This is a genomic window from Variovorax paradoxus (genome assembly GCF_009755665.1).
In the GTDB taxonomy this organism is placed as follows: Bacteria; Pseudomonadota; Gammaproteobacteria; order Burkholderiales; family Burkholderiaceae_C; genus Variovorax; species Variovorax paradoxus_G.
On the sequence record NZ_CP046622.1, the window covers coordinates 2,727,408 to 2,753,525 of the forward strand.

Below are 26,118 nucleotides of genomic sequence, written 5' to 3' on the forward strand. Positions count from 1 at the left end.
AATCAACCCTCGTTGAGGCCTCGGGGCCCATCGGGAGACACCGCGGAACCGGCTCCGCCGGGCCGCAGGTGTCGCCCCCTTGAGGGGGGCGGCTACACGAAGTGAGCCGCTTCGGGGGTGGGTCAATTAATCGAGATCGCGTCGATGTTGATGTTGCCGTCAGGCATCACGTGCACACCCGACAGGCGCTTGGAATGCGCCGACAGGTTCTGCTCGGTCACCAGCGGCACGCGCGGCAGGTCCTTGCGGATTTCGTCCTGCGCGGTCTTGTAGAGCGCGGCCTTTTCCTTGTCGTCCACCGTAATCAGCGCCTTGGCCAGCGCGTTGTCCACCACCTCGCTCTTGTAGAACGACATGTTGTTGAGCTTGGGCGCCCAGGCTTCAGAGGCGAACAGTGGGCGCAGGCCCCAGTCGGCTTCGCCGGTCGACGAAGACCAGCCCGTGTAGTACATGCGCACCTTGGCCGTCTTGGGATCGGGCCATGCATCGACCTGTTCGGTGCGCTGGCCCACTTCGAGCGCCTGCACCTGCAGCTTGATGCCCACTTGCGCGAGCTGCTGCTGCACGAACTGGATGGTCTTCTGGCTGGTCGTGTTGTTGTAGGCGCTCCACAGCACCGATTCGAAGCCGTTCGGGTAGCCGGCTTCGGCCAGCAGTTCCTTGGCCTTCTTCACGTCGTAGGGAATGGGTGCCATCTTCTCGGCAAACTTCACGCCCTGCGGCAGCACGCCCTGTGCGGGGAAGGCATAGCCGCCGAAAGCGACCTTGGCCAGGGCTTCCTTGTTGATGGCGTAGCCGATGGCTTCGCGCACCTTGGGGTTGTCATAGGGCTTCTGCAGCATGTTGAAAGCCAGGAAGCGCGTGATGATCGAAGGAATGGCCACCACTTCGAGCTTGTCGCTCTTCTTCAGCAGCTCGGCCTGCTCGTAGGGAATCGGGAACGCGAAATCGGCTTCGCCGGTCTGCAGCATGGCGGCGCGCGTGTTGTTCTCGAGCACCGGCTTCCACTGCACGGTGTCGACCTTGGGGTAGCCCTTCTTCCAGTAGCCGTCGAACTTCTTGGCCTTGACCGCTTCGGTCTGCTTCCACTCGACGAATTCGAACGGGCCGGTGCCCACGGGGTGGAAGGCGATGTCCTTGTTGCCCCACTTCTTCAGCGCGCTGGGCGAAATCATTGCGGCCGAGGCGTGGGCCAGCGAGTTGATGAAGGGGCCGAAGGGCTCCTTCAGCGTGATGCGCACAGTGCTGGCATTCACCGCTTCGACCTTGCTCACGCGGTTGAACTGGTTGTAGCGCAGCAGCTTGTTGTCCTGGTTCAGCACTCGGTCGAGCGTGAACTTGACGGCGTCGGCGTTGAAGTCGGTGCCGTCGTGGAACTTGACGCCCTGGCGCAGCTTGATGGTGTAGACCAGGCCGTCCTTCGACACTTCGTAGCCTTCGGCCAGCACGTTCTGAACCTTCAGGTCCTTGTCGAACTGGAACAGGCCTTCATAGAAGGTCTTGGTCACGGCCGTGGTGATGGTCGTGTTGGTGTTGTAGGGGTCGAGCGTCTCGGGCTGGTAGCCGATCGACAGCACCGCGTCTTTCGCGGCCATTGCCGTGCCGGTCATCGCCAGTGCGGCCAGGCCCAGCAGTGCCGATGCCCATCGCAGGGAGGAAGAAGATTGCTTCATGGAAAGAACTCCAGTCGGTTCGAGGAAAAAAGCAGGAGAGGGCCTGCGGGTTGAAAAATCAGAAGGCTCCGCCCACGGCGTGCCGTGCGACGAAATGGCCGGGCGCCACCTGCACCAGCGGCGGCACGTCGGGCTCGTCGCCCACGGCGCGAATGGGGCTGGGAATCTCGCCTTCGAGCAGCGCGCGCGGCTTGTGGCGGCGCGACGGGTCGGCCACCGGCACCGCCGCCATCAGCTTGCGGGTGTAGGGATGCTGGGGCGCCTCGAACACGGCGCGGCGCGGGCCGATCTCCACGATCTGCCCGAGGTACATCACGGCCACGCGGTGGCTGATGCGCTCCACCACGGCCATGTCGTGCGAGATGAAGAGAAACGCCACGCCCAGTTCGCGCTGCAGGTCGAGCATGAGGTTGACGATCTGCGCCTGGATGGAAACATCCAGCGCCGACACTGATTCGTCGGCTACCACCACCTTGGGGTTGAGCGCCAATGCGCGTGCAATCGCAATGCGTTGGCGCTGGCCACCTGAAAACTCGTGCGGATAGCGCTGCGCCACCTCGGGCGGCAGGCCCACCTTCTGCAGCAGCCAGTCGACGCGTTGCTGCGCCTCGGCGCCCTTGGCAATGCCGTGAATCAAGAGCGGCTCCATGATCGAGAAGCCGACCGTCACGCGCGGATCGAGCGACGCGAACGGGTCCTGAAAAATGAACTGGATATTGCGGCGCAGCGCCTGCAGCTCGCGCGTGGGCAACTCGCGGATGTTCCGGCCGCCGAACTCGATGGCGCCGCTCTGGCTTTCGACCAGGCGCAGCAGCGAGCGCCCGGTGGTCGACTTGCCGCAGCCCGATTCGCCCACCAGCGCCAGCGTTTCGCCCGGATACAGGTCGAAGCTGATCTTTTCCACCGCATGCACGCGGCGCTTCACGCGGCCGAAGAACCCGCTGCGCACATCGAAGCGCGTGACCAGGTCGCGCACGCGAAGGATAGGGCCTGCGTCGTCACGCACCGTGGTTTGCGGCTTGGTGTCGGTGACCGGCACGGTGTCGGGGCGGCCTTCGGTGCGCAGCAATTCGAACTTGGCGGGCAGGTCGGTGCCCTGCATGGCGCCGAGCTTGGGCACCGCGGACAGCAGCGCCTTGGTGTACGGGTGCTGGGGCGAGGCGAACACGGTGTCGGAACTGCCGGCCTCCACCTTGTCGCCGCGGTACATCACCAGCACGCGGTCGGCAATCTCGGCCACCACGCCCATGTCATGCGTGATGAAGAGCACGCCCATGCGCATCTCTTTCTGCAGCTCTCGAATGAGCTGCAGAATTTGCGCCTGGATCGTCACGTCGAGCGCAGTGGTGGGCTCGTCGGCAATCAGCAGCTGCGGCTTGCACGAAAGCGCCATTGCAATCATCACGCGCTGGCGCATGCCGCCCGACAGCTGGTGCGGAAAGCGGTCGAGCACGTTGCGCGCTTCAGGTATGCGCACCAATTCGAGCATGCGCAATGCCTCGGCGCGGGCGGCCGCATTGCTCTTGCCCTGGTGGATGCGAATCGCCTCGGCAATCTGCTCGCCGGCGGTGAACACCGGGTTGAGAGACGTCATCGGCTCCTGGAAGATCATCGCGATGTCCGCGCCGCGGATGTTGCGCATTTCGGCATCGCGCGCCTGCGCCAGGTCGAGCACCTCGCCGCTGCGGCGGCGAAACGCCATGCGCCCGCCGAGGATGCGGCCGCCGCCATGCTCCACCAGCCGCATCAGCGCGAGCGAGGTGACCGATTTGCCGGAGCCCGATTCGCCCACCACCGCAAGCGTTTCGCCGTGGTCGACGTGGAAGGACAGCTTCTTGACGGCATCGACCGTGCGCTCGGAAGTCGAGAAGCGAACGGTGAGGTCTTCGACGGCGAGAACGCGGCCGTCTGGCAGGGCGAGGGCAGGGGAGGACATGGGATGCGAAAAAAAGAGAGTGCGTGCGCCTCAGTCGAAGATGGCCGTCACAGGGGCTTCGTCGCCGCGGGCATGGCCGCGGTACATGCCTTCGCTGTTGAAGGCGAGGCTCAGGTTGCCGTGGCGGTCGATGGCGATCAGCCCGCCCGTGCCGCCGATGGCGGGCAGCGACTGGTGCACCACGGCACGGGTGGCGGCTTCGAGCGTGGCGCCCCCATAGGCCATGCGCGCGCAAACGTCGTAGGCGGCTGCCACGCGGATGAACATTTCACCGCTGCCGGTGCAAGAGACGGCGGCGGTGCGGTCGTCCGCATAGGTGCCGGCGCCGATCAGCGGGGTGTCGCCGATGCGGCCGACGCGCTTGTTGGTCATGCCGCCGGTCGAGGTGGCTGCGGCCAGGTGGCCGCGTATGTCGAGCGCCACGGCGCCCACGGTGCCGAACTTCTTGTCTTCGTCGAGCGGCGGCGTCATGGCCGCGCCTTCGTGGTCGGTCACCACGCGGCCGGTGTCGCGCACGCGGTAGAGCTGCTGGCGGCGCGCCTCGGTCGAGAAGAAAGAGGGCTCGACCATTTCGAGCCCGTGGTCACGCGCAAAGGCTTCGGCGCCCGCGCCGGCCAGCAGCACATGGGCGCCGTCTTCGAGCACGGCGCGCGCGGCGCGCACCGGGCGGCGAATGTGGCAGACCCCGGCAATCGCCCCCGCCGCCAGGGTTGCGCCGTCCATCACGGCCGCATCGAGTTCGTGGGTTTCGTCGTGCGTGAAAACCGCACCGTGGCCCGCGTTGAAGAGCGGGCACTCTTCGAGCATTTCGACCGCGAGGCAGGTGGCGTCGAGCGCGGATGCGCCCTTGAGCAGCGCTGCCTGCGCGGCACGCACGATGTTCTGCAGCGCGTCGTGATAGGCCTGCGCCTGCGCCGCGCTGGTGGTTGCGGCGCTGATGGTTCCGGCCCCGCCGTGAATGGCGATGACGGGGATGTTGCTGCTGTTCTTCATTGGGAGGATTTCTTCTTTTTCTTGCGTGCGCCGGCGGGAGCGGTGCTGGGCGGTTGTGCGGAGAGTTCCGCCCGCGCCAGGCCCTGTGCGCCATGCAGCCAGGGACGCACGGCTTGGAGAATGCGGCTCGCGGATTGCACGGCGCGAGGGGCACGCAGCGCCACCGCGCTGGTCAACGCCTCGATCAACGCCAGCACGCTGGTTTCGCAGTTCGGCCGGTAGCTGGTTTCAGTCTGGCAATAGAGCGCCACGTCGGCCAGCGGCGCCAGCGGCGAGCTCGGCCTGTCGGTCAGCGCCAGCACGGCGCAGCCCTGGCCGCGCGCAATTTGCGCGAGCGCCACGGTATCGGTGAGGTAGCGCGGAAAGGTGAGGCCGATGAACAGGTCCTGCGGCCCCGCGTGCATCAGCGTGCGCGCGGCATGCGTGACGCCGCTCACGCTGGAGAGCATTCGCACGTCGTTGCAGCTGCCGTCCAGGCCGTGCTGCAGCAGCCCAGCCAGCCATGCGCTGGCGCCAAAGCCGCCGATGTACACCGACCGCGCCTTCAGAATGCGCTGCACCGCGGCCTCGCAAGCAGCGTAGTCCAGCGACTGGCGCGTGGCTTCGATGTTGCGGCGGCTCTCGTCCAGCGCGGTGGCAAACACTTCGGCCACCGTGGTCGGATGCTCGAGGTTGCCGCGCAGGCGCTCCACCGGAGCCACCAGCGATTCGAAGCCACGCACGAGCTCGGCCCTGAAGGTGGCGTAGCCGTCGAAGTCCAATGCCCGGGCAAAGCGGTTGGCGGTGGCAACAGACACGCCCACCACCGCGGCGAGCTCGTCGATGGGTAGCGTGGCGACCTGCAGCGGGTGCTCCAGCACGTAGTCGGCCACTTGGCGGTGCGAACGCGTCAGCCGCGGCAGCGCCTGCGCAATGCGCTGGGCCACGGTGGTGCCGGTGGTGTCTGCGTTGGTGCTCATTCGTGGGGCCGTGCACTCCGAAGGGGAGCGTTTGATGAAAATCAGTTTACAACTGAAAGACAAAAAAGAAAATTTTCTGTCATTTTTTGATCGAATGAGCAAATTTCGGGCCCGCGAGGGGCCGGTGCGAGAGGGCGCGAAGATTGGCGGCCGGAGGCTAGGTGGCGCTTTTTTCCATGAACACGCTGAATGGATCGTCGGGGTAGCTCCCGAACGGCCCGCGCCTCAAGTAGCCCGCGCTGACGTAGAAAGCCAGCGCTTCCGGCTGGCTGATGCCGGTCTCGAGCGCGAATCGCGTGCATCCCTTGCCAAGCGCCTCGCCTTCCAGAAAGGCCAGCACCCTCGCGGCAACGCCTTGTCCGCGGTTTTCCGGCCGCACGAACATCCGCTTGAGCTCGCCGTAGGCGGGCTCCAGCACCATGGCGCCGCAGCCCACAGCCGCTCCGCGCTCGTCGCGCGCAACCGCAAACAGCACATGCGCCGCCGACAGCGCGGCAATGTCGATGCCGTAGTGGCACTCGGGCGGATAGAGCGGCTTCTGGTAGGCGTCGAGCGCTTCAATGAGCTGGACGACTTCGGGTTGATCGGGGTGTTCGAGGGCGATGTTCATGCGGAGATCTTGTGGCCCCTGAATCTTATGAGCCCTTTCCGCTCGCCCGAAGCGTTCCCGGTGCTATCGCGGATGCGCGACAGGGGCAGCGCTGTCGACGGCCGGCTTGCCGTCGGTTGCCAAAGTGGCGTTGAGCGCCGCAAGGGCATCGGCCGTGAGCGAGCCGTTCGCCTGGCGCAGGCGCAAGTCGCCCAGCAGCACGTTGTAGCGGGCCTGCGCAAGGTCGCGTTTGGTCTGGTACAGCTGGCTCTGCGCATTGAGCACGTCGATGTTGATGCGCACGCCAACCCGGTAGCCCATGCGATTGGCGTCCAGGGCCACCTGGCTCGACGCTTCGGCCGCCTCGAGCGCCTTCACCTGGCTGGCGCCCGACACGAGCCCGAGGAAGGCGGCACGGGTCGAGACAGAAACGCTGCGGCGCGCGTTTTCGAGCGCGGCGCGCGATTGGTCCTCGAGCGCCAGCGTCTCGCGCACGCGGTTCTCGGTCGCGAAACCGGCGTATAGCGGCATGTTGAAGACCACGCCGATGCTTGCGCCGGCTACACGCACCTTGTCTGTCGAGGCGCTGGGCGAGTTGCCTGGCGGGTTGGTGCTGACGTTGTAGCCCAGTTGCGCGTCGATCGTCGGCTTGTGCCCGGCCTCTGCCTTGCGCACTTCGAGCGTCGCAACCTCTACCGCGAGCGCCGCCTGAACGATGGCCGGATGCGCGGCCTCGGCTTGTGCAAGCCAGGTACCCACGTCGCCCGGTGCCAGCCCGGGGAGCACGACCGGTGCGGCGAGCGGCACCGGCACGCTGCCGGCCAGCCCGACGAGCTGGTCGAGAACGAGCTTCTTCACCTGCAGGTCGTTCTCGGCGGCAATCTCCTGCGCAATGACGAGGTCGTAGCGGGCCTGGGCTTCGCGCGCGTCCGTGATCGTCGACGTGCCGACTTCGAAATTGCGTTTCGCGAAGGCGAGCTGTTCGGCCACCGCCGCCTTTTGCGCCCGAACCAGCCCCAGGCTGTCCTGGCTGGCGAGCACATCGAAATAGGCTTGGCTCACGCGCACGACGAGGTCCTGCTCGGCCAGGGTGAGCTGTGCGCTTGCGATCTCCTCCTGCCGCTTGCCCTGCTCGTAGGCCGCCCAGTTGGCGGGCCGATACAGAGGCTGGATCAGGTTGATGCCCACGTTGCGCGAGCTGACCCCGCGCGTGAACGCGGCGTTGCCGGCCGACACGTCCTGTTCGGTGAAAGAGGCCCCCGCCGTGAGGTTGACGACCGGTAGCACCCCGGCGCGCGCCTGCGCCGCCCGGGCCACGCTGGCGTCGTACTGCGCTCGCGCACCTTGGTAGACGGCGTCATAGCTGCGCGCCGATTGATAGAGCGCGACCAGGCTCTGTGCTGCCGCGGGGCCCGCGGCCAGCGCCAAGAGCAGGGCCAACGGCTTGCTTGCCGATGCAGCGCGGCGTGAGGTGTTCATTTTTTTCTCCTCCGGACATTGATCTTCTGCGGACCTGCGTCACCGGCCGAAGTCCGCGTATGCGCGAGTGAGAGCGTGCGCGGGTTTCGGCGTGTGGCTTGAAATTACTACCAATTACTTAAGGAAATCTTAAGAGTCGAGGCAAAGACTCAACCCTGGCGAAAACAACGCTTTCAACCAGTCCCACCACACAGAGGAGCAGCGTCATGTCAGTCACTGTCAATCAAGCAGACCTCGAGTTCATCCTTGCCCAGATCAAGATCTCGGAGGCGCATGCCGCAGGGCAGCCGTTGTTCGGACCAGGAGGCCTGGTGCCCGCATACAACGTCAGCTGGGGTTTGCGTACGGTCGATGGCACGTACAACAACCTGCTTCATGAAACGTGGGGCGCGGCGGACCAGCAGTTCCCGTCGCTGATGGACCCGGTGTACCGGCCCGCCGATGGCACGCCGTTCGACCCCGACGGGCCCGGCCCCGCGCCCGCCATGCCGACGTCGCCGACCTATGCCCCGAGCAACAACCCGAACTCGCTGGTCTTCGACTCCAGCCTGCGCACCATCTCCAACCTGCTGGTCGACCAGACGCTGGGCAACCCGGCCGCGATCCTGACGGCGCTCGACCGTGCCGGTTCGGCGAACTCCATGGCCGACCTTGCGGCCGTCACCGTCATCTACAACGATTTCAAGCCCGCTTCCGATGCCGAATACCAGGCCCGCGTCATTGCGCAGAACGCCCGGGCCGATGCGGAGGAACTCGGTGATGGAGACCCCAACACGCCTCCGACGCCGGAAGAGCAGGCAGCCCTCGATGCGGCGGCCGACGCCGACGCGGCACATGCATTGACGGTCACCGCGCTGGAAGACGCCCGTGCAGTGCGCAACGCTGCCCTCGAGCCCTACGGCATCGCGATGGAAGGCGACAACGTCAGCCTGCCCAACATTTCGCCGGACGTCGGCCTCTCGGCCTCTTTCAATTCATGGTTCACGCTGTTCGGCCAGTTCTTCGATCACGGCCTGGACCTCGTCAACAAGGGCGGCAGCGGCACGGTCTTCATTCCCCTGCAGCCGGACGATCCGCTCTACGTTCCGGGCAGCAACACCAACTTCATGGTGCTGACGCGCGCCACTGTTTCCGCCGGGCAGGATGGCGTCATGGGAACGGCCGACGATGTCGGGCCGGTGAACACCACCACCGCCTTCGTCGACCAGAACCAGACCTACACCTCGCATTCATCGCACCAGGTGTTCCTGCGCCAGTACGAGTTGAACGACCAGGGCGCGCCCGTCGCCACCGGCAAGCTCATCGAAGGCGCGAACGGCGGCATGGCGACGTGGGGCGAAGTCAAGGCGCAAGCGCTGCTGCTTGGCATCCAGCTGACCGACTTCGATGTAGGCAGCGTACCGTTGCTCAGAACAGACCAGTACGGCAACTTCATCCCCGACCCTGTGACCGGCTTCGCGCAGGTCATTACCGGCATCGGCGTCGACGGCGTTCCGAACACGGCCGACGACATCGTGGTCTCCGGCACGCCGGCCAACCCCGTCAATCCGACGACCGCGCTTGCGCTTCGCACCGGCCATGCCTTCCTGGCCGACATCGCGCATGAAGCCGTTCCCATCGGCAAGATCGCCGACGGCGACATCACCATCGGCCTGGGCAATCCGGGCAACGGAGACACCGAGTACGACAACGAATTGCTCGACGCCCACTTCATCGCCGGCGACGGCCGCGTGAATGAGAACATTGGGCTGACCGCGGTTCACCATGTCTTCCATGCCGAGCACAACCGCATGGTCGAGCACAACAAGGTAGTCATTCTTTCGACCGCGGCGGGCGGGGACCTGGCGTTCCTGAACGAATGGCTGCTCGAAGACGTCGCGGCCGTGCCGGCGGACCTCAATACGCTGGTCTGGGACGGCGAGCGGCTGTTCCAATCCGCCAAGTTCACCACCGAAATGCAATACCAGCATTTGGTGTTCGAGGAGTTTGCGCGCAAGGTACAGCCGCAGATCAACCCGTTCGTTGTTCCGGACGGCTTCGACGTGACCATCGATCCTTCGATCGTTGCCGAGTTTGCGCATGTGGTGTATCGCTTCGGCCACTCGATGCTTACCGAGACCATCGATCGCTTCGACCCGAACTTCAACCCGCAAGACATCGGGCTGATCGAGGGCTTCCTCAATCCGGTGGCGTTCGACGCCGGGCACGCGATCACCGACGACATTGCCGCCGGCGCGATCATCCGCGGCATGACGCGGCAGGTGGGCAACGAGATCGACGAGTTCGTGACCAGCGCGCTGCGCAACAATTTGCTGGGCCTTCCGCTCGACCTGGCGACCATCAACCTTGCCCGGGGCCGCGACACGGGGGTGCCGTCGCTCAACGCCGCCCGGCGCGAGTTCTACAACGCAACCAACAACGCCGCCGAGCTGAGGCCCTACGACAGCTGGGTCGACTTTGCGGGCAATCTCAAGCACGAAGCGTCGATCATCAATTTCATTGCCGCCTACGGCACGCACCAGCTCATTACCGGCCAGACCACGATCGAGGGAAAGCGCGACGCAGCGCTGACGATCATCACGGGCGCTTCGGTCGGGGGAATGCTGGTGCCTGAGGACGCGGTCGACTTCCTCAACGGCACCGGCGCCTGGGCCAGCAACGCCAACGGAGTCACCATCACCGGCCTGGACAATGTCGACCTGTGGATCGGCGGCCTGGCAGAGAAGATTCTTCCGTTCGGCGGCATGCTCGGCTCGACCTTCAACTTCGTGTTCGAGAACCAGATGGAGAGCCTGCAGAACGGCGACCGCTTCTACTATCTGCAGCGGCTCGACGGCCTGCACCTGTTCGGCGAAATGGAGAACAACTCGTTCGCTGAAATGATCATGACCAACACGAACGCGACGCACCTGCCGTCGGACGTGTTCTCAACCCCGGGCCTGGCGCTCGAAGTGGACATAACCAGGCAGTTCAACGACCTGGACGGCGACGGAGACCTGGAGAGCACCGATCCGGTGGGCGGCGGCATCCTGACGCCGCTGGTGGTTCGCAACAACCCCGCAACCGTAGGGCCGGACACCAACTACCTGAAGTACACGGGCGACCAGCACGTGGTGCTGGGCGGTACCGAGGGCAACGACATCATCATTGCCAGCGAGGGCGACGACACCATTCACGGCGATGGCGGCAACGACAACCTGGAAGGCGGCGCCGGCAACGACATCATCAATGCGGGTTCGGGCGACGACATCGTCAGGGACCTGGGCGGCGACGACAACATCAAGGCGGGCGACGGCAACGACGTGGTCCACGGTGGGCCGGGCCTCGACCTGATCATGGGCGGCAAGGGTCAGGACTTCATCGTGCTGGGCACCGATGCGGGATCGGAAGTCTTCGCGGGCGAAGGCAACGACTTCATCCTCGGCAGCAAGAACGCTGAGCGCATTCTGGGCAACGAAGGCGATGACTGGATCGAGACCGGAACCTTCGATGGCGCGCCGGGGGACAGTTTCGATGAGATCTTTGCAAAAGACGGCATCGTCGGCCACGACGTGTTCCTGGGCGACGGCGGCTTCGACGAGTTCATTGCCGAGGGCGGCGACGACATCATGGTCGGGAGCCCCGGCCGCGGCAAGCTGGCCGGCATGTCGGGCTGGGACTGGGTGACCTACAAGGACAACGCAGCCTTTGTCGACGCCGACCTGACGCGTGGCATCGTGTTCGACGAAAACCCTGCGCCGCCCCAGAACGGAACGCTGGATGCCTACGAATCGGTCGAAGGCCTTTCGGGCACGCGCTTCAACGACGTGCTCACAGGCGCCGACACCATTGCCGACGAGCGGCTTCCGTTCGCACAAGGCGGCACCGAAGGCTACACCGGCAGCAGGCTCGACGCGGCAGGCATCGCACGCATCGCGGGCCTGCAGGCCGTGCTGGGCGCCGGAGTGACCAGCTTCATGGCGGGCGAGATCATCCTCGGCGGCGACGGCAGCGACCTCATCATGGGCCGCGGCGGTGACGACATCATCGACGGCGACAAGTGGCTCGACGTGCAGATCGGCGTTTATGCCGCCAATGACCCCAACCATACCGGCACCCCGATCTCGCTGCACAGCAGCATGAAGACGCTGGTCAACTCGATGTTCGCGGGCACCATCAACCCCGGCCAGCTGGCGATCGTCCGCTCGATCAAGTCCGACGCGGACGCTGTCGCCGACATCGACACGGTCGCCTACCTGGGGCCGCTGGCCAACTACGCCTTCGGTTCCACCGCCGACGGCAGGCTCACGGTCACCGACATCGGGAGCGACCCGATCGAAGGCACAGACACGCTGAGCGGCATCGAACGCCTGCAGTTCACGGATGCCACCCTCACGATCGTCGCCGGCACCAACGGCAATGACGTGCTCAACGGCGGCGAAGGTAACGACCTGCTGCTGGGCTTCGGTGGCAACGACACGTTGAACGGCAACGGCGGCAACGACGTGTTGATCGGCGGCGCCGGCACCGACACGCTCAACGGCGGCGCGGGCAACGATCAGCTGAACGGCGGCATCGGCAACGACGTGCTCAACGGCGGCCTGGGCGACGACACCTACACCTTCGGCCTTGCGGACGGCAGCGACACGATCAACGAAGGCGTCAGCGCGACGAGCGGCGGCACCGCCGACCGCATCGTGATCGTGCCGGGCGTGCTGGATCCTGTCGCCGGAACGTTCAACCCGATCACCGGGCTCAATGCCGCGGACAACAACACCGGCACCGCCAACGGTAGCCTGGTTCTCAACTTCAACGGCCAGACGGTCACTGTCGCCAACCACTTCACAGGCAACACGGCCGGCACCGGCGTGGAGCGCATCAACTTCGGCGATACCACCTTCGAGGGCTACCTGCTCGGCGCGGACGACTACCTGGTGAGCCGGCTCGACCCCACGGGCGGAGGGCGCACCATCAACCTGGCGGCCTCGATCGCCAACAACTTCATCGCGGGCGAAAACGAAACCGACGACGTCATCATTGGCGGCAGCGGCAACGACCTGATCTTCGGCGGCACCGGGGACAACAATCTCAGCGGCGGGATCGGCGACGACCTGCTGGTGGGTGGCTCGGGCGCTGGGGACAACGACGTGCTCGACGGCGGCGTCGACGCCGACACGATGGTCGGCCTGGGCGGCAACGACACGTACGTCGTCGATGACCTGGCCGACGTGGTCGTCGAAGCGGCGGGGGCCGGCACGGACGAAGTCGAGACCGAGATGGCAGCGTACTCGCTGGAGCTCGTCGCCAACGTGGAGAACCTGACGTACACCGGCATCGATGCCGACCCGTTCGTCGGAACCGGCAACGCCCTGAACAACGTCATCAGCGGCGGCGACCTGGCCGACACGCTGAGCGGGCTCGGCGGCAACGACACCTTGAACGGCGGCCTGGGCATCGATACGCTCCTGGGCGGTGACGGCAACGACACGCTCAACGGCGGGGACGACGACGACGTGCTGGCCGGCGGCATCGGCAACGACACGCTGAACGGCAATGACGGCAACGACACGCTGGACGGAGGCGTCGGCAATGACGCAATGAACGGCGGCGCGGGCGACGACACCTTCCTGGTGGACAGCGCAACCGATACCGTCATAGAGGGCGGGGGCGGCGGCACGGATACCGTGCAGTCGACCGTCACCTACACCATCACCGATGCGGAGGTCGAGAACCTCACCTTGCTCGGCACCGGCAACATCAACGGCACCGGCAACGGGTCGGCCAACGTGCTCACGGGCAACGCCGGAAACAACGTGCTGACGGGCGGCGGCGGCAACGACACGGCGAGCTATGCCACTGCGACGGCGGGAGTGACGGTGTCGCTGGCCATTGCCGCGGCGCAGGCCACCGGAGGGGCGGGCAGCGACACGCTCTCGAGCATCGAGAACCTGGTGGGCAGCGCCTTCGCGGATTCGCTCACGGCGAGCGGAACCGCAGGGCTCGGCGTCGCCAACCTGCTGAGCGGTGGAGCGGGCAACGACACCCTGAGCGCAACGGTCGACAACGTGCGCGACACGCTCGACGGCGGCGCGAACACCGACACCGCCAACTACTCGGCCTACACGGCGGCACTCACGGTAAACCTGGGCGGCGCGGCGCCGATCATCGTCGGAGGCTCGGGCAGCAATGCGGCCAACTCCGACGTGCTGGTGTCTGTCGAGAACTTCACCGGCGGCAGCGGCGCCGACAACATCTCCGGCAGCACGGCCGCCAATGTCCTGAACGGCGGCCTAGGTAACGACACTTTCACCTACGCGATCGGCGGCGGCGCCGACACCATCGACGGCGGCGGCGGCAACGACACGCTGAACATCACGGGCGTGGCGAACAACGATGTGCTGGATGTCGTCTACAACGGCACCATCACCGGATTCGAAGGCGCCACCGTCACGGGCGTGGAATCGATCAGCGCCAACCTCGGCGGCAACGCCGACACGCTGTCGTACGGGACCTCGGCGACGCCTGTCACGGTCAACCTGGCGACGGGTGCGGCGTCCGGCTTCACGTCGATCGCCAGCATCCTGAACGTGACCGGCGGATCGGGCAGCGACAACCTGACGGGCAATGCCGGAGCCAACACGCTGAATGGCGGAGCGGGCAACGACACCATCAACGGCGGTGCCGGAGGCGACATCTTCATTGGTGGAATCGGAGCCGACATCATCAACTCGGGGGCGGCGAACGACAACGTCCAGGACATCTTCAGGTTCAGCGCGGTCAACGAGTTCGGAGACGAGGTGAGCAACTTCGACGCCAACGGGCCTACCGCGGCGGGGGACGACCGCATCGAGTTCACCGGGGCGCTGAACACGGCCTGGGACGACGGCAACAGCAACGACAACTTCCTGTTCGCATCGGGCAACGGTTCCGGCGGCACGGTGAATGTCACGGTCGGACAGGGCAACGGCGACATCGAAGCCTTGCTGTTGACCGGCACCGGCGGTGAAGGTGTGACGACGGCGAACCTCGGCAACGCGGCAGCGGTTTCGGCGGCATTCAACGCCGAATTCGCCATCACCGCGGGCGCCGGAGAAGACGCGCTGCTGGTCATCAACGACACCAACGGCAACAGCTTCTCGCTGTGGCAATGGGTGCAGGCCGGAGGCGGGGAGACGTCGGCCGGGGAACTGACGCTGATCGGCACCTTCAGCGCCAATGCGGCGGTGGTGGCGGCCAACTTCGACTTCGCCTGAACGGCGTAGCAAGGCGCGGAGCGGGGCGCGCAAGCGCCTTGCTCCGCATACTGGAGGAGACAAGAACATGAAGCCGATCTGGGCCAAGATGAAGCCGCTGTTGTTCAACATGGCGCTCTTCTCGTTTGTCATCAATCTGCTGTACCTGGTGCCTGCGCTGTTCATGCTGCAGGTGTTCGACCGGGTGATTCCCACCAACAGCCGCGAGACGCTGTGGGTGTTGCTGGCGGGCGTAGGGGCTGCGCTCGCCATTCTGTTCGTGCTCGACTACGTGCGGCTGCGCTTGCAGCACCTCAGCGGTAACATCGTCGACGAGCGGCTCTCGCCGCCGGTGGTGCACGCGGTCGTCACCGCCATGGCCCGCTCGCCGCTGAACGCGCGGCCGGACGCGATGCGCGACATCGCGACCCTGCGCGGCTTGTTTTCGGCCAACGGATTGACGGCGCTGATGGACGCGCCGTGGATCGTGGTCTACGTGGCCGTCATCGCCTTCTTCCACCCGGCCCTGGGCCTGGGTGCCGCAGGCGCCGCCATCGTGATGATCGGCCTGGCGTGGCTCAACGACCGGATGAGCCGCAAGGCGCTGGACGCGGTGCAGAAGGAAACGCGCAGCGCGTCGCGCTACGTGGAGGGCTCGCTGCGCAACGCGGAAGTGCTGCAGGCCATGGGCATGACCGAGCGCCTGCTGGGCCGCTGGCGCAAGCAGCAGGACGAAGCGCTGGCGTTGCAAGGCGCTAGCAGCCATTCGAGCGTGATGTTCAGCGCCGCGTCGCGGTTCCTGCGCCAGGGCGTGCAGGTCATGATGATGTCGATCGGCGCCTACCTGGTCCTTACGCAGTCGGCTTCGGCGGGCGTGATGATCGCCACCACCGTCCTGCTCGGCCGCGCCTTGCAGCCGGTGGAGCAGATCGTCGGCAGCTGGCGCGTGCTGAACGAAGCGCGCTCCGCCTATCGCCGCTTGCGCGATCTGTGCGGCTACTTCGACAAGGGCGAGCCGCAGATGTCGCTACCCCGGCCGGTGGGCGAACTGCGTGTGGAGGGCGTATCGCTGCGTCTGCCGGGCACCGAAAAGCTGGCGCTGACCGGCGTTTCCCTGAACCTCGCCGCCGGCGAGGCACTGGCCATCATCGGGGCCAGCGCAGCGGGAAAATCCACGCTGGCGAGGCTTCTGACCGGCATCTGGCAGCCGACCATCGGAACCGTCAGGCTGGATGGCGCCGATCTCTCGTCATGGCCGCGCAGCGAACTGGGCCCATGGATCGGCTATGTGCCGCAGGACGTGGAGCTGTTCGACGGCACGGTCGCCGACAACATCGGCCGGCTCTCCAAGTCCGACCCCAAGGCGGTGATCGCGGCCGCCAAGCGGGCCAACGCGCACGACATGATCCTGCAACTGCCGAAGGGCTATGACACGCCCATCGGCGAGGCCGGAGCGCGCCTGTCGCCGGGGCAGCGCCAGCGCATTGCGCTTGCGCGCGCGATGTATGGCGATGTGCGCCTGGTGGTGCTCGACGAGCCGAATGCAAGCCTGGACGCGGAGGGCGAAATTGCGCTGGCGCACGCCCTCAGCAGCCTGCGCGCCGAGGGTGTGACCTCCATCGTGGTGACGCACCGCCCTTCGCTGGTCGCGCACGTGGACAAGATCCTCATCCTCGAGGCCGGACATGTGAAGCAGTTCGGTCCGGCCGGCGAGGTGATGAAGGCGATGCAGAAGCAATCGCAGGCCGCAGTCGCCGAACGTGAGCGCGAGCGTGAACGCGAGCGCTCGGCATAAGAACCGGAAAGGCAGGAACATATGACGCACGCACAAGCGCTCCCGCATGCCGGCAGGGCACCGAAACAAAAGACCAGCGAACAGCAGATCAGGCGTCTCATGAGCATGGGACTGTGGACGGTGTTGGGCATCGTCATTCCGTTGGGAGCGTGGGTCGGGCTCGCGCCGCTGGCAATGGCGGTGGTGGCACCGGCGCATGTCAAGGTGGACTTGAACCGGCGGCCCGTCCAGCATCTGGAAGGCGGCATCGTGAGGCAGGTTCTCGTTCGCGACGGACAAGTGGTCAAGGAAGGCGAGCCCCTTGTGGTCATCGGCGACGTGGGGGTGGACGCCGATCGCAACCGGCTCACCTATCGCCTCGCGGTAGAACGCACGGCATTGGAGCGGCTGGATGCGGAGCAGCGCCGCGCCGACAGGCTGGTGTTCTCTGAAGGCCTGCAGGCGGAAGCACGCAAGGACACGCGCCTGCAGGACGCAATGGACAAGGAATCGGCACTGTTCCATGCGCGCCGCCATTCGCTGCAGAGCGAGCTAGCGCTGATGCGGCAGTTGCGCCAGAGGGTGCAGCAGGAAATCGGGGCGCTGGAGGCGCAGGGCAGCAAGGCGCAGGAATCGCTGGCCCTGCAGCACCGCGACCTCGAGGCCAATCGCGGCCTGGTACAGGAAGGCTTCGTTTCATCGGCGCGGATCAACCAGATGGAAGCCTCGGTGGCCGACTACACCTCCAAGCTGGAGGAGCGCCGCTCCGAGCTCGCACGCGGCCATGGGCGGTTGATCGATGCCGACATCAAAAGCAATTCGATCGTCAACGAATACCTTCGCTCGGCAAGCGACCAGCTCAAGACGACGGTGGCGCGCGTGAGCGAGATCGAACAGGAACTGCGCAAGTCCGACGACGCGACCACGCGCCAGGTGGTGCTGGCGCCGGCGGCCGGCGAGATCATCGACCTGAAGTTCACCTCGCCGGGTTCGGTCGTGCGGCCAGGTGAAACCATTGCCGAGATCGTGCCGAGCAACACGGCGCTGATGATCGAGGCGCAGATTCGACCTGAAGAAGTGAACAACGTCCTGGTGGGGCAGCACGCCCGCATCAAGTTCACCGCGTTCAAGTACCGCAATGCCACGATGGTGGCGGGCAAGGTCACCTATGTATCGGGCGACCGGTTTACCGACAAGTCCACGCAGATGCCGTACTACAGCGTTTCGATCCTGGCCGACGCAGAGTCGGTGAAGGCGGTGGGCGATTTGAAGATGCAGGCGGGAATGCCAGCCGAGGTCTATATCGACGGTGGATTCCAGACCGCGCTTCAGTATCTTCTGGACCCCATCACGTCGACATTGCGCAGGGCGGCGAGGCAGATGTGAACCACTTCGCTCCGCTCGGGCGCCGATGTTCCCGAAGCTGCCGCGGGAAACCGGACCGAGGCCCGCAAGCCGCCCAGCGGCGACTCGAGCAGGCGCACCGGCGCGTGATGCGCCTCGGCCACCGCGTGCACGATCGACAGCCCGAGGCCGACGCCGTGCCCGTCGACGCGGCCGAGCCGATTGAAGCGCTGGAACGCCTCCGCGTGCCGGCTGGCGGGAATGCCGGGGCCGGAATCGTCGACGGTGAGCACAACCGTCTGGCGGCTTCGTGCGCTGCCGATCTCGATTCGCCCGCCGACCGGGGTGAAGCGGATCGCGTTGACGATCAGATTGCGCATGAGGAGGTGCACGCCGAGCTCTTCGGCCATCAGCTCCCGCACCTCGAACCGCGTTCGCAACGTAAGCTCGCGCTGGGCCGCCGCAGGACCGAGGTCGGCCATCACGTCTCTGTAGACCTCTTCCAGGTTCACCAGGTTCAGGGTGTGCGCCCCGGTCGCCGCAAGGCTGTCGATTCGCGCGAGGTCGAGCAGCTGATCGAGAAGGTAGCTGGCCTGATCGATACCCGACATCAGATGCCGCAAGGAAGCCGACAGTTCTTGCGGCGAATCCGCAAGCGTGGAGGCCAGTTGGGCTTGCGCGCGCAGGCCGGCCAGCGGGGTGCGCATCTCGTGCGCCGCAATCACGGTGAAGTCGCGTTCGACCGATAACGCCTTCCTGAAGCGGTCGAGCAATGCGTTGATCGAATCGACCATGGGTCTGAGTTCGGTAGGCGGGTCCACGGCATTCAGTTCCGTGAGGTCGAGCGCTTGGCGTTCCCGAAGCTGTGAAGCGTAGCCCTCGACGGATCGAAGTGCACGGTTGAGGAACCACCAGGCACTCACGAAGATCAGGATGAGCGGAATCGCCAGATAGGAAAGAAAGTACCTGGTGATGGTGCCGATTGCGCCCATGCGGTAGCCCACGCGCTCCGCGATCTGGACGACCATGCCGCCCTTTTTGGCTGCTTCGGAATAAGTCCGCACGCTCTCGCCATCCACGATTGCCTTGCCGAAGCCGCGCTCTGCCAGCGGCCGCATCGGGACGCCCGAGGGGGCCTTGTGGCTTTGAAGAAGCAGCCGTCCGCTGGGCGACCATATCTGGTAGTGATAGTGCGTGCCGAGCGTGTCGCCGGTTTCGTGCACACCGTCGTCGTGGCCCTCCGCGGAGATCTCGGCGATCTCGTGTTCGGCGAACGCCAGTGCCGTATGTGCCAGCGCCACCAGGCGGGCGTCGAGCACTTTCTTGTCGGAAAGGTGGTCGGCCCTGTACATGGCGGCGGCCGCGGCCAGCAGGGTGGCGGCACACACGAAGAACACGATCGCCGCCAGCCGGCGCCGCAAGGACCACGGGGCGCCCGACCGCTTATTCATTCCAGCTCTCGGGCCCGAGTTGGTAGCCGACGCCTCGCACCGTGAGAATGAGCTTGGGCGAGAACTTGCGCCGGAGGAAATGAACGTGGACCTCCACCGCGTTGCTCTCGACCTCGACGTCGTAGGTGTAGAGCGCTTCCTCGAGCTGAGCGCGAGAAAGCACCTGCTTCTTTCGGCGCACCAGAATCTCCAGGAGCCAGAACTCCTTGTTGGTCAGCGGCACGACATTGCCATGCAGCGTTGCCATGCGATGGGAGGGGTGCAGCTTCAGCGGGCCATGCTCCGGCTCGGCGGCGGTCGGCGTCTTGCCGTTGACCCGGCGCAGTACAGCCCTCACCCGGGAAGCCACTTCGTCCAAGTCGAGCGGCTTGACCATGTAGTCATCGGCACCCATGTCCAGCAGGCGCACCCGGTCCCGGATGCCGCAGCGCGCTGTGATCACGATTACCGAAATGGGAATGCCGCGCGTTCGGATGCTCTTGAGCAATATGTCTCCGGTGACATCGGGCAAACCAAGGTCAAGGAGCACACAGTCGTAGGTGCAGGAGGCGAGCGAGGGGAGAACGTCTTTTCCAAGGCGATTCCAGTCCACTGCGTAGCCCGTGCGAACCAGGCCTTTGTGAACCGCGCTTCCAAGCAGTTCGTTGTCTTCGACCAGGAGCAGGCGCATATGGCACCGTCTTGAGTCAAATGCCGTTCAGCGCGGGCGTGGGGCCGGATTCGACGAGGAGAGCTCGCGGCGAAAGGTTGCTTTCGATGCCATTCTTGTCTCCTACGCCGATTGATCTTGCTTTTCGACGCCGGAAGCTTCGCGGCGCCTTCTTGCGCGGGCGGCCGCGGGACCGGTGCGGTGTTGCGGTACGCAACCTGGGTATCAATGTATAGATGGGCACATGAAATAGCAACTTTTTTCGTATATCTTTTACTCAATCGGGCGTAAGGCCTAGCACCCAGCCCTTGAAGTGCTCCAGAGCGCCGGAGGCGGGAGGGCCTTCGGGATAGGCAAAGTAATAGCCCTGGCTCACGTCCAGGTGCCGGTCTATCGGCACCACGAGTTCGCCGGTTCGCAGTTCGCGCTCGATCAGGAGGCGGGGCGCCAGGCCGACTCCCATGCCGGCGGCCGCAGCGGCGGTGACCATGGTGAAGAGCTCATAGCGCGGCCCACGCGAGGCGTGCAGGGTGTACTCCCAACCCTGCTGCGCATACCAGTCGCGCCAGGCGTGTGCGCGGGTGCTCAGGTGCACATGGCGGCAACGCTCGAAGGCCGCTTCGTTCCATGGGCCATTGGCATCGCGGAACGCCGGGCTGCACACGGGGACCATCTCTCCTTCGGAAAAGATCAGCCCACCTTGTGTGCGGGGCCAGAACTGGTCGCCGAAATAAATGGCGGCGTCATAGGCGTTTTCCTGGAACGAGAAGGGCTGCGTGCGCACCGAGAGATTGACCGTGATGTTGGGGTGCTGCCGGCTGAAATCGGGTAGCCGCGGGATGAGCCATTGGGTGGCAAAGGTGGGCACCACCGCGACTTCGAGCACAAAGCCCATGTCGTGGCCGGCACTGATCTCGAGCGTGTCACGGCGGATCTGGTCCAGGTGGCGGCGGATGCGCGCGGCGTATTCGCGGCCGGTGTCGGTAAGCGTGAGCCGCCGGCGCACGCGCGAAAACAGGGGCACGCCCAGCCGCTGCTCCAGCGTGGCCACCTGGCGCCCGACGGCGCTTTGCGTCAGCGCCAGTTCGGCCGCCGCGCGGGTAAAGCTCCCCAGGCGCGCCGAGGCCTCGAAGGCCTGCAGTGCGCCCAGATTGGGAATGTCTTTTCTCATCGTTGCTATTCTGCGTGCGGGCCTCGCGGTTTTTCCCGGCGCTTGTAAGAATGGACCTGTGGACGAGCAGCAAGAAAGGGATTTCATGCGTCGTGTGGTGATCATCGGCGGCGGGGCCATCGGTTCCGCCATTGCCTATTTTCTGAACCAGGACCCGTCGGAGGAGCCGTTCGACGTGACCGTGGTCGAGCGCGATTTCTCGTACACGCAGGCGTCGTCGGCCTTGTCGGCGAGTTCGATCCGGCAGCAGTTCTCCACCGCCATCAACATCGAGATGTCGCTCTACGGCATCGAATTTTTTCGCCGGCTTGGCGAAACCCTGCGCGTGGGCGACAACGTGCCCGACATCGGCCTGGTCGAGCCCGGGTACCTGTACCTGGCCCCGTCGGAGGGCGTCGAGGTGCTGCGGGAGAACCATGCAACGCAGAAGGCGCATCGTGTCGATGTGGTCCTGATGACGCCCGAACAGCTGAAAGCCCGGTTTCCGTGGATTTCGACCGAAGGCATCGCGCTGGCTTCGCTGGGCCTTTCGGGCGAGGGCTGGTACGACGGCTACAGCCTGCTGCAGGCGTTTCGAAAGAAGGCCATTTCACAGGGCGCGCGCTATGTGCAGGCAAAGGCGACCGGGCTGCAGCGCAGCGGCCGCGCGCTCACTGGCGTGGAGCTGGACATCGGCGACCCACTCGAGGCCGACGTGGTGGTCAACGCGGCGGGCGCCTGGGCCGCCAAGGTGGCCGGCTGGGCCGGCATCGACTTGCCGGTGCGCGGGCGCCGCCGCATGGTGTTCAGCTTTTCGTGTCCCGACACCTTGCCGGGGTGTCCGCTGATCATCGACACCTCGGGCATCTGGCTGCGGCCCGAAGGCCGCCGCTTCATCTGCGGCTTTGCGCCGCCGCAGGACAGGGACCGCGACGATGCGCCGCTCGAGGTCGACTACCGCGTTTTCGAAGACTTCATCTGGCCGGCGCTGGCCGCGCGCGTGCCGGTGTTCGAGGCCATTCGCATGACAAGCGCGTGGGCCGGCTACTACGAGATGAACGTTTTCGACCACAACGCGATCCTCGGGCTGCACCCGGATTGCGACAACCTCTACTTTGCCAACGGCTTCTCAGGGCACGGGCTGCAGCAATGCCCCGCGGCGGGGCGGGGCGTGGCGGAGCTCATCCGCTACGGCGAGTACCGCAGCCTTGACCTGTCGCCGGTGTCGTTCGCGCGCATTCTCGAAAACAGGCCGCTGGTCGAGAAGAACGTGATCTAGCCGGAGGCCGGGCACAGGCGTACGATCATCCGCAAGCGAGGGCCACAGCATCATGACTGCACAGGCATTGATCGATACCGCACAGGCGCTGGTTGCCGGCGACAAGGGCTTGCTTGCCATGGACGAGAGCAACGCCACCTGCCACAAGCGCTTTGCGAAGCTCAACATTCCCCAGACCGAAGACGCGCGCCGCAGCTGGCGCGAACTGATCGTGACCGCGCCGGGCCTCGGAGCAAGCATCAGCGGCGCGATTCTTTTCGACGAAACCATCCGGCAGCGCACGAGCGGGGGCGCGACCTTTGTCTCGGCACTCGAGGCGGCGGGCATCATCCCGGGCATCAAGGTCGACACGGGGGCGAAGCCCCTGGCGGGCCACCCGGGAGAGACTGTGACCGAGGGCCTGGACGGCCTGCGCGAACGGCTGGCCGAATACGCCGGCATGGGGGCGCGCTTTGCCAAGTGGCGCGGCGTCATCACACCCGGTCCCGGCTTGCCCAGCCGAGCATGCATCGAGGTCAATGCCCATGCGCTGGCCCGCTATGCGGCGCTGTGCCAGGAAGCGGGGCTGGTTCCCATCGTCGAACCCGAAGTGCTGATGGACGGAGACCACTTCCTCGCAGGCTGCGCGGAAATCACCGAAGAAACCCTGCGTGGGGTTTTCGTTCAATTGCGTTTGCAGGGCGTGCTGCTGGAGGGCATGCTCTTGAAGCCCAACATGGTCTTGCCCGGCCAGGCCTGTCCGATTCAGGAGAGCGTGGACGAGGTGGCCGACGCCACGGTGACCTGCCTGCTGCGCACCGTGCCCGCGGCTGTGCCGGGCATCGCGTTCCTGTCGGGCGGCCAGTCGGCAGAGCTTGCTTCGGCACGGTTGAACGCCATGAACGCGCGGTTCGCATCGCGGTTGCCCTGGGCGCTGGCGTTCTCATATTCCCGCGCCGTTCAGCAGCCGGCACTGGACGAGTGGAAGGGTGACGCCTCCAATGTCGCTGTAGCGCAGAAGGCGCTTGTGCACCGCGCGCGTTGCAACCAGGCGGCGCGTCGCGGCAACTACGACGCGGTGGCGGACGCACCCAAGCCCGGCTGAGTTCAGCTGCCCTTTGCCGGGTTCACCAGCACGGGCGTCGACCGGTAGCTCTCCGGAAACAGCTTCTTCAGGTTCTCGATCTTCGGCATGTCGTGAATCACGATGTAGCCGTGCCGCGGATGGCGCGTGAGGAAGTCCTGGTGATAGGCCTCCGCCGCATAAAAGGGCTTCGACATTTCGATGGTGGTCGCCAGCGGCTTGCCGAAGGTCTTGGCCTGGTTCAGCTGCACGATGTAGTCCCTCGCAACGCGGGCCTGCTCGATGTTCTCGGCAAAAACGGTGGAGCGGTATTGAGGGCCCGTGTCGGGCCCTTGCCGGTTCAGTTCGGTCGGATCGTGCGCCACCGAGAAATAGATCTGCAGCAGCTTGCCGTAGCTGACCTGCTGCGGGTCGTAGGTGATGCGCACCGATTCGGCATGGCCGGTGCGGCCCGAGGCCACATTGTCATAGCGCGCCGTCTTGGCATCGCCGCCGGCAAAGCCAGACACGGCGTTGTTCACGCCCTTGACGCGCTGGAATATGCCCTGCACACCCCAGAAGCAACCGCCGGCGAACACGGCGGTTTCGTATTTGGTGGTGGGCGAGGCCATGACGTCGACCTTGGGCGCGGGCACGCGCCGGGCTGGCTCGGCGGCGAACGAAGACCCGGCAGGCCAGGCCAGCGCCGCGGCTGCCAGTGCGGCTGCGGTGAATGCGAGGGTTCTCATGTGCCGTCCCGTGCGAGTGAGTCTTCGATGTCAAGCCGATGGGAGCGACATTGCCGCCGATCGTGGCGTGCGTCAATGCCGCGTACCCGTGCCTCCTTTATCGACCCGCCGGTTCAGGCAGTCGACCGGCGCTTACACGCCGGCCAGAACCTTCGCGCTTTCTTACGGTGGGCAGGGGCGCGCCGCCGCCGCACCCGGACGCGTCGCCTGGCTGGTGGCGCTCTCGTCCACCGCGCCGAGGGGGCGAGTGAAAGTGCAGCCGTAAGCCGGGTTTGCCACCGTGGCAGCTGTGACCACGTCGTCACCCGCCGGCTTCACGCCGTCGCGCTCCCACTTGATCATGGCGTCGAAGGCTTCTGCCTGCTCGGCGATCGTGAAGTCGCAATGGGAGATGCCGCGCACGGCGCGCTGTACCAGCCAGTCGCTGTTGCCCTTGGCCGCGACGCGCTGGTGGTAGATCTGCTGCATGCTGAAGGGCACGTACAGGTCGCCCAGCGTGTGCAGCGAGACCACCGGGATCTTGAATTCGCCGTTTGCCTTGGGAATCCAGCGCAAGCCATCGGTGCGCAGCCGGTTGGCGTCGGGCGCCGCGGTGAGCTTGAGCACCGATGCGTTCAGCGCGGTCGTTCCCGGCACGTCGCCGTCGATGGTGTAGGTGAAGCGGTTGGTGTCGAGCGTGCTCTTGTTCAGGATGCCGTTGACTGTGCCGTCGCTGCCGAACACGCCCCAGACCGCCGCGAACGAGCCGCCCTGCGTGAACCCGAGATCGAACATCGGCCGCTCGCCGCCCGTGAGGTTCTTCACCACCGATCCGAACTTCAGGCCAGTGGCCGTGGGCGTGCCCGGAAACGCCGTGTAGAGCGTGCCCGTGACCTGCGTCCTGATGTCCAGCCAGTTGACGGTCGGGTACTTGGGCAGCCCGGCAAGAGCCTGGGCGGCGATCTGCGCGCCTGCAAAGTAGTCGAACAGCTCCGTGTCGCCGACCACGCCGCACATCGGCACTGCGCCGTTGTATTTGACCTTGTGGTTGGCCGTGGCAAAAGCCTCGTCCTCGATGGCCGCCGCGGTGATGTGGCCGCCCATCGAATGGCCCGTGATGTAGACCTTCGACGGCGCGGCAAGCTCGCGGCCGTTGGCCTTGGCAATGGCGTTGAACTCCAGGGCCAGCGCGTTGGTGTCTTCCACGCCGGCGCGCACGTCGTAGAAATTCTTGCTGTAGCTCGATGCAGCCCAGGCGTAGCCGTTCTGGATGAGGTAGCGGCGGATCGACGGGTTGCTCACGACCAGCAGGTTGACATCGCCGGCGTAGCCATGCGCATACATCACGAGCTTGCCGTTCCAGTTGGCGGGCACCTCGACGCGGTACTGCGCGCCGCCGAGCATGCCGGCCCAGCGGCTGGTGGTGGCGTTGTCGACGGCGTCGCTGGCGTCCGAGGCGAGCGCCGCGAAGGTGGTGGCTGAAGCATCGGCGGGCGCGAACGAGTTGCGGCTGTCCTGCAGGCGCGTCTCTTCGGGCGGCGGCGGGGGCGGTGGAGGAGGAGGGGGGGCGCGGGGGCCGGAGCGGGCGGGAGCGGGGTGAACGCGAAGCCGCCCCCACCGCCACCGCCGCCGCAGGACGCGACGGCAAGGCTGGCTGCAAGGGCAAGAAATGTGAGGCGCGCGGAATGCATGGATGTCTCTCTCCGTTCTTGTGGTGTTGGGAAGAAGAAGCCCGGCGCAGCGCTGCATCGCCAGGCCGTAGAGAACGACCGTGCTATTTCGCTGGACCGGCGGCGCAGCGTAGGGGCGTTGCCGGGCGCATCGGCCCGGGCTTTCCCGTAGCTGCTATCTCGTACGCGAC

Annotated in this window: 15 protein-coding genes and 1 pseudogene; 5 read left to right on the forward strand and 11 right to left on the reverse strand. The window is 65.7% G+C overall.

What is annotated here, in order from left to right; all coding sequences use genetic code 11:
• Positions 1–122 precede the first annotated feature (122 nt).
• From gsiB to GOQ09_RS12690, 6 genes are all read right to left on the reverse strand, one after another.
• Complete coding sequence (gene gsiB, locus GOQ09_RS12665) at positions 123–1,673, reverse strand: glutathione ABC transporter substrate-binding protein GsiB (protein WP_157613725.1); 1,551 nt, start codon at positions 1,671–1,673, stop codon at positions 123–125.
• Between the two features lie 58 nt (positions 1,674–1,731).
• Positions 1,732–3,609 (reverse strand): dipeptide ABC transporter ATP-binding protein, encoded by a 1,878-nt coding sequence (locus GOQ09_RS12670; protein ID WP_157613726.1) that lies wholly within the window; start codon positions 3,607–3,609, stop codon positions 1,732–1,734.
• A 30-nt stretch (positions 3,610–3,639) separates the two neighbouring features.
• Positions 3,640–4,602, reverse strand: a complete 963-nt coding sequence (locus GOQ09_RS12675) for an isoaspartyl peptidase/L-asparaginase family protein (protein ID WP_157613727.1) — start codon at positions 4,600–4,602, stop codon at positions 3,640–3,642.
• Complete coding sequence (locus GOQ09_RS12680) at positions 4,599–5,561, reverse strand: MurR/RpiR family transcriptional regulator (protein WP_157613728.1); 963 nt, start codon at positions 5,559–5,561, stop codon at positions 4,599–4,601. The genes GOQ09_RS12675 and GOQ09_RS12680 overlap by 4 nt, the downstream gene beginning before the upstream one ends.
• A gap of 157 nt (positions 5,562–5,718) precedes the next feature.
• Positions 5,719–6,171 carry a GNAT family N-acetyltransferase gene (locus GOQ09_RS12685; RefSeq protein WP_157613729.1) on the reverse strand — a complete coding sequence of 151 codons (453 nt, stop codon included), beginning with the start codon at positions 6,169–6,171 and terminating at the stop codon, positions 5,719–5,721.
• 63 nt (positions 6,172–6,234) lie between these two features.
• On the reverse strand, positions 6,235–7,629 hold the full coding sequence (locus tag GOQ09_RS12690) for a TolC family outer membrane protein (protein WP_157613730.1): 1,395 nt from the start codon (positions 7,627–7,629) through the stop codon (positions 6,235–6,237).
• A 206-nt stretch (positions 7,630–7,835) separates the two neighbouring features.
• On the opposite strand from GOQ09_RS12690, the gene GOQ09_RS12695 reads away from it, so the two are divergent.
• From GOQ09_RS12695 to GOQ09_RS12705, 3 genes are all read left to right on the forward strand, one after another.
• Complete coding sequence (locus GOQ09_RS12695; protein ID WP_157613731.1) at positions 7,836–14,861, forward strand: peroxidase family protein; 7,026 nt, start codon at positions 7,836–7,838, stop codon at positions 14,859–14,861.
• A gap of 67 nt (positions 14,862–14,928) precedes the next feature.
• Positions 14,929–16,635: a type I secretion system permease/ATPase gene (locus GOQ09_RS12700; protein ID WP_242631099.1), complete on the forward strand. Its 1,707-nt coding sequence runs from the start codon at positions 14,929–14,931 to the stop codon at positions 16,633–16,635.
• A gap of 99 nt (positions 16,636–16,734) precedes the next feature.
• Positions 16,735–18,000 (forward strand): HlyD family type I secretion periplasmic adaptor subunit, encoded by a 1,266-nt coding sequence (locus tag GOQ09_RS12705; RefSeq protein ID WP_242631100.1) that lies wholly within the window; start codon positions 16,735–16,737, stop codon positions 17,998–18,000.
• Here GOQ09_RS12705 and GOQ09_RS12710 read toward each other — a convergent pair.
• From GOQ09_RS12710 to GOQ09_RS12720, 3 genes are all read right to left on the reverse strand, one after another.
• Positions 17,943–19,409, reverse strand: coding sequence for an ATP-binding protein (locus GOQ09_RS12710; RefSeq protein WP_157613733.1), 1,467 nt, complete (start codon positions 19,407–19,409; stop codon positions 17,943–17,945). The genes GOQ09_RS12705 and GOQ09_RS12710 overlap by 58 nt on opposite strands.
• Positions 19,402–20,079: a response regulator transcription factor gene (locus GOQ09_RS12715; RefSeq protein WP_157613734.1), complete on the reverse strand. Its 678-nt coding sequence runs from the start codon at positions 20,077–20,079 to the stop codon at positions 19,402–19,404. The genes GOQ09_RS12710 and GOQ09_RS12715 overlap by 8 nt, the downstream gene beginning before the upstream one ends.
• Before the next feature lie 256 nt (positions 20,080–20,335).
• On the reverse strand, positions 20,336–21,229 hold the full coding sequence (locus GOQ09_RS12720) for a LysR substrate-binding domain-containing protein (protein WP_157613735.1): 894 nt from the start codon (positions 21,227–21,229) through the stop codon (positions 20,336–20,338).
• A gap of 85 nt (positions 21,230–21,314) precedes the next feature.
• Between GOQ09_RS12720 and GOQ09_RS12725 the strand changes: the two genes are divergently transcribed.
• Both GOQ09_RS12725 and GOQ09_RS12730 read left to right on the forward strand, forming a co-directional pair.
• The gene (locus GOQ09_RS12725) at positions 21,315–22,487 is read left to right on the forward strand and encodes an NAD(P)/FAD-dependent oxidoreductase (RefSeq protein ID WP_157613736.1); all 1,173 of its coding nucleotides are present in this window, start codon (positions 21,315–21,317) and stop codon (positions 22,485–22,487) included.
• Between the two features lie 52 nt (positions 22,488–22,539).
• Positions 22,540–23,571 carry a class I fructose-bisphosphate aldolase gene (locus GOQ09_RS12730; protein WP_157613737.1) on the forward strand — a complete coding sequence of 344 codons (1,032 nt, stop codon included), beginning with the start codon at positions 22,540–22,542 and terminating at the stop codon, positions 23,569–23,571.
• A 2-nt stretch (positions 23,572–23,573) separates the two neighbouring features.
• Here the strand turns inward: GOQ09_RS12730 and msrA are convergent, their stop codons facing one another.
• Positions 23,574–24,278: a peptide-methionine (S)-S-oxide reductase MsrA gene (gene msrA / locus GOQ09_RS12735; protein WP_157613738.1), complete on the reverse strand. Its 705-nt coding sequence runs from the start codon at positions 24,276–24,278 to the stop codon at positions 23,574–23,576.
• 162 nt (positions 24,279–24,440) lie between these two features.
• Positions 24,441–25,948: pseudogene (locus GOQ09_RS12740) on the reverse strand (alpha/beta hydrolase family protein).
• Between the last annotated feature and the right edge of the window lie 170 nt (positions 25,949–26,118).

Coding starts and splice junctions, on each gene's coding strand:
- gsiB (WP_157613725.1), bottom strand. CDS start 1,673: ATGAAGCAATCTTCTTCCTCCCTGCGATGGGCATCGGCACTGCTGGGC.
- GOQ09_RS12670 (WP_157613726.1), bottom strand. CDS start 3,609: ATGTCCTCCCCTGCCCTCGCCCTGCCAGACGGCCGCGTTCTCGCCGTC.
- GOQ09_RS12675 (WP_157613727.1), bottom strand. CDS start 4,602: ATGAAGAACAGCAGCAACATCCCCGTCATCGCCATTCACGGCGGGGCC.
- GOQ09_RS12680 (WP_157613728.1), bottom strand. CDS start 5,561: ATGAGCACCAACGCAGACACCACCGGCACCACCGTGGCCCAGCGCATT.
- GOQ09_RS12685 (WP_157613729.1), bottom strand. CDS start 6,171: ATGAACATCGCCCTCGAACACCCCGATCAACCCGAAGTCGTCCAGCTC.
- GOQ09_RS12690 (WP_157613730.1), bottom strand. CDS start 7,629: ATGAACACCTCACGCCGCGCTGCATCGGCAAGCAAGCCGTTGGCCCTG.
- GOQ09_RS12695 (WP_157613731.1), top strand. CDS start 7,836: ATGTCAGTCACTGTCAATCAAGCAGACCTCGAGTTCATCCTTGCCCAG.
- GOQ09_RS12700 (WP_242631099.1), top strand. CDS start 14,929: ATGAAGCCGATCTGGGCCAAGATGAAGCCGCTGTTGTTCAACATGGCG.
- GOQ09_RS12705 (WP_242631100.1), top strand. CDS start 16,735: ATGAGCATGGGACTGTGGACGGTGTTGGGCATCGTCATTCCGTTGGGA.
- GOQ09_RS12710 (WP_157613733.1), bottom strand. CDS start 19,409: ATGAATAAGCGGTCGGGCGCCCCGTGGTCCTTGCGGCGCCGGCTGGCG.
- GOQ09_RS12715 (WP_157613734.1), bottom strand. CDS start 20,079: ATGCGCCTGCTCCTGGTCGAAGACAACGAACTGCTTGGAAGCGCGGTT.
- GOQ09_RS12720 (WP_157613735.1), bottom strand. CDS start 21,229: ATGAGAAAAGACATTCCCAATCTGGGCGCACTGCAGGCCTTCGAGGCC.
- GOQ09_RS12725 (WP_157613736.1), top strand. CDS start 21,315: ATGCGTCGTGTGGTGATCATCGGCGGCGGGGCCATCGGTTCCGCCATT.
- GOQ09_RS12730 (WP_157613737.1), top strand. CDS start 22,540: ATGACTGCACAGGCATTGATCGATACCGCACAGGCGCTGGTTGCCGGC.
- msrA (WP_157613738.1), bottom strand. CDS start 24,278: ATGAGAACCCTCGCATTCACCGCAGCCGCACTGGCAGCCGCGGCGCTG.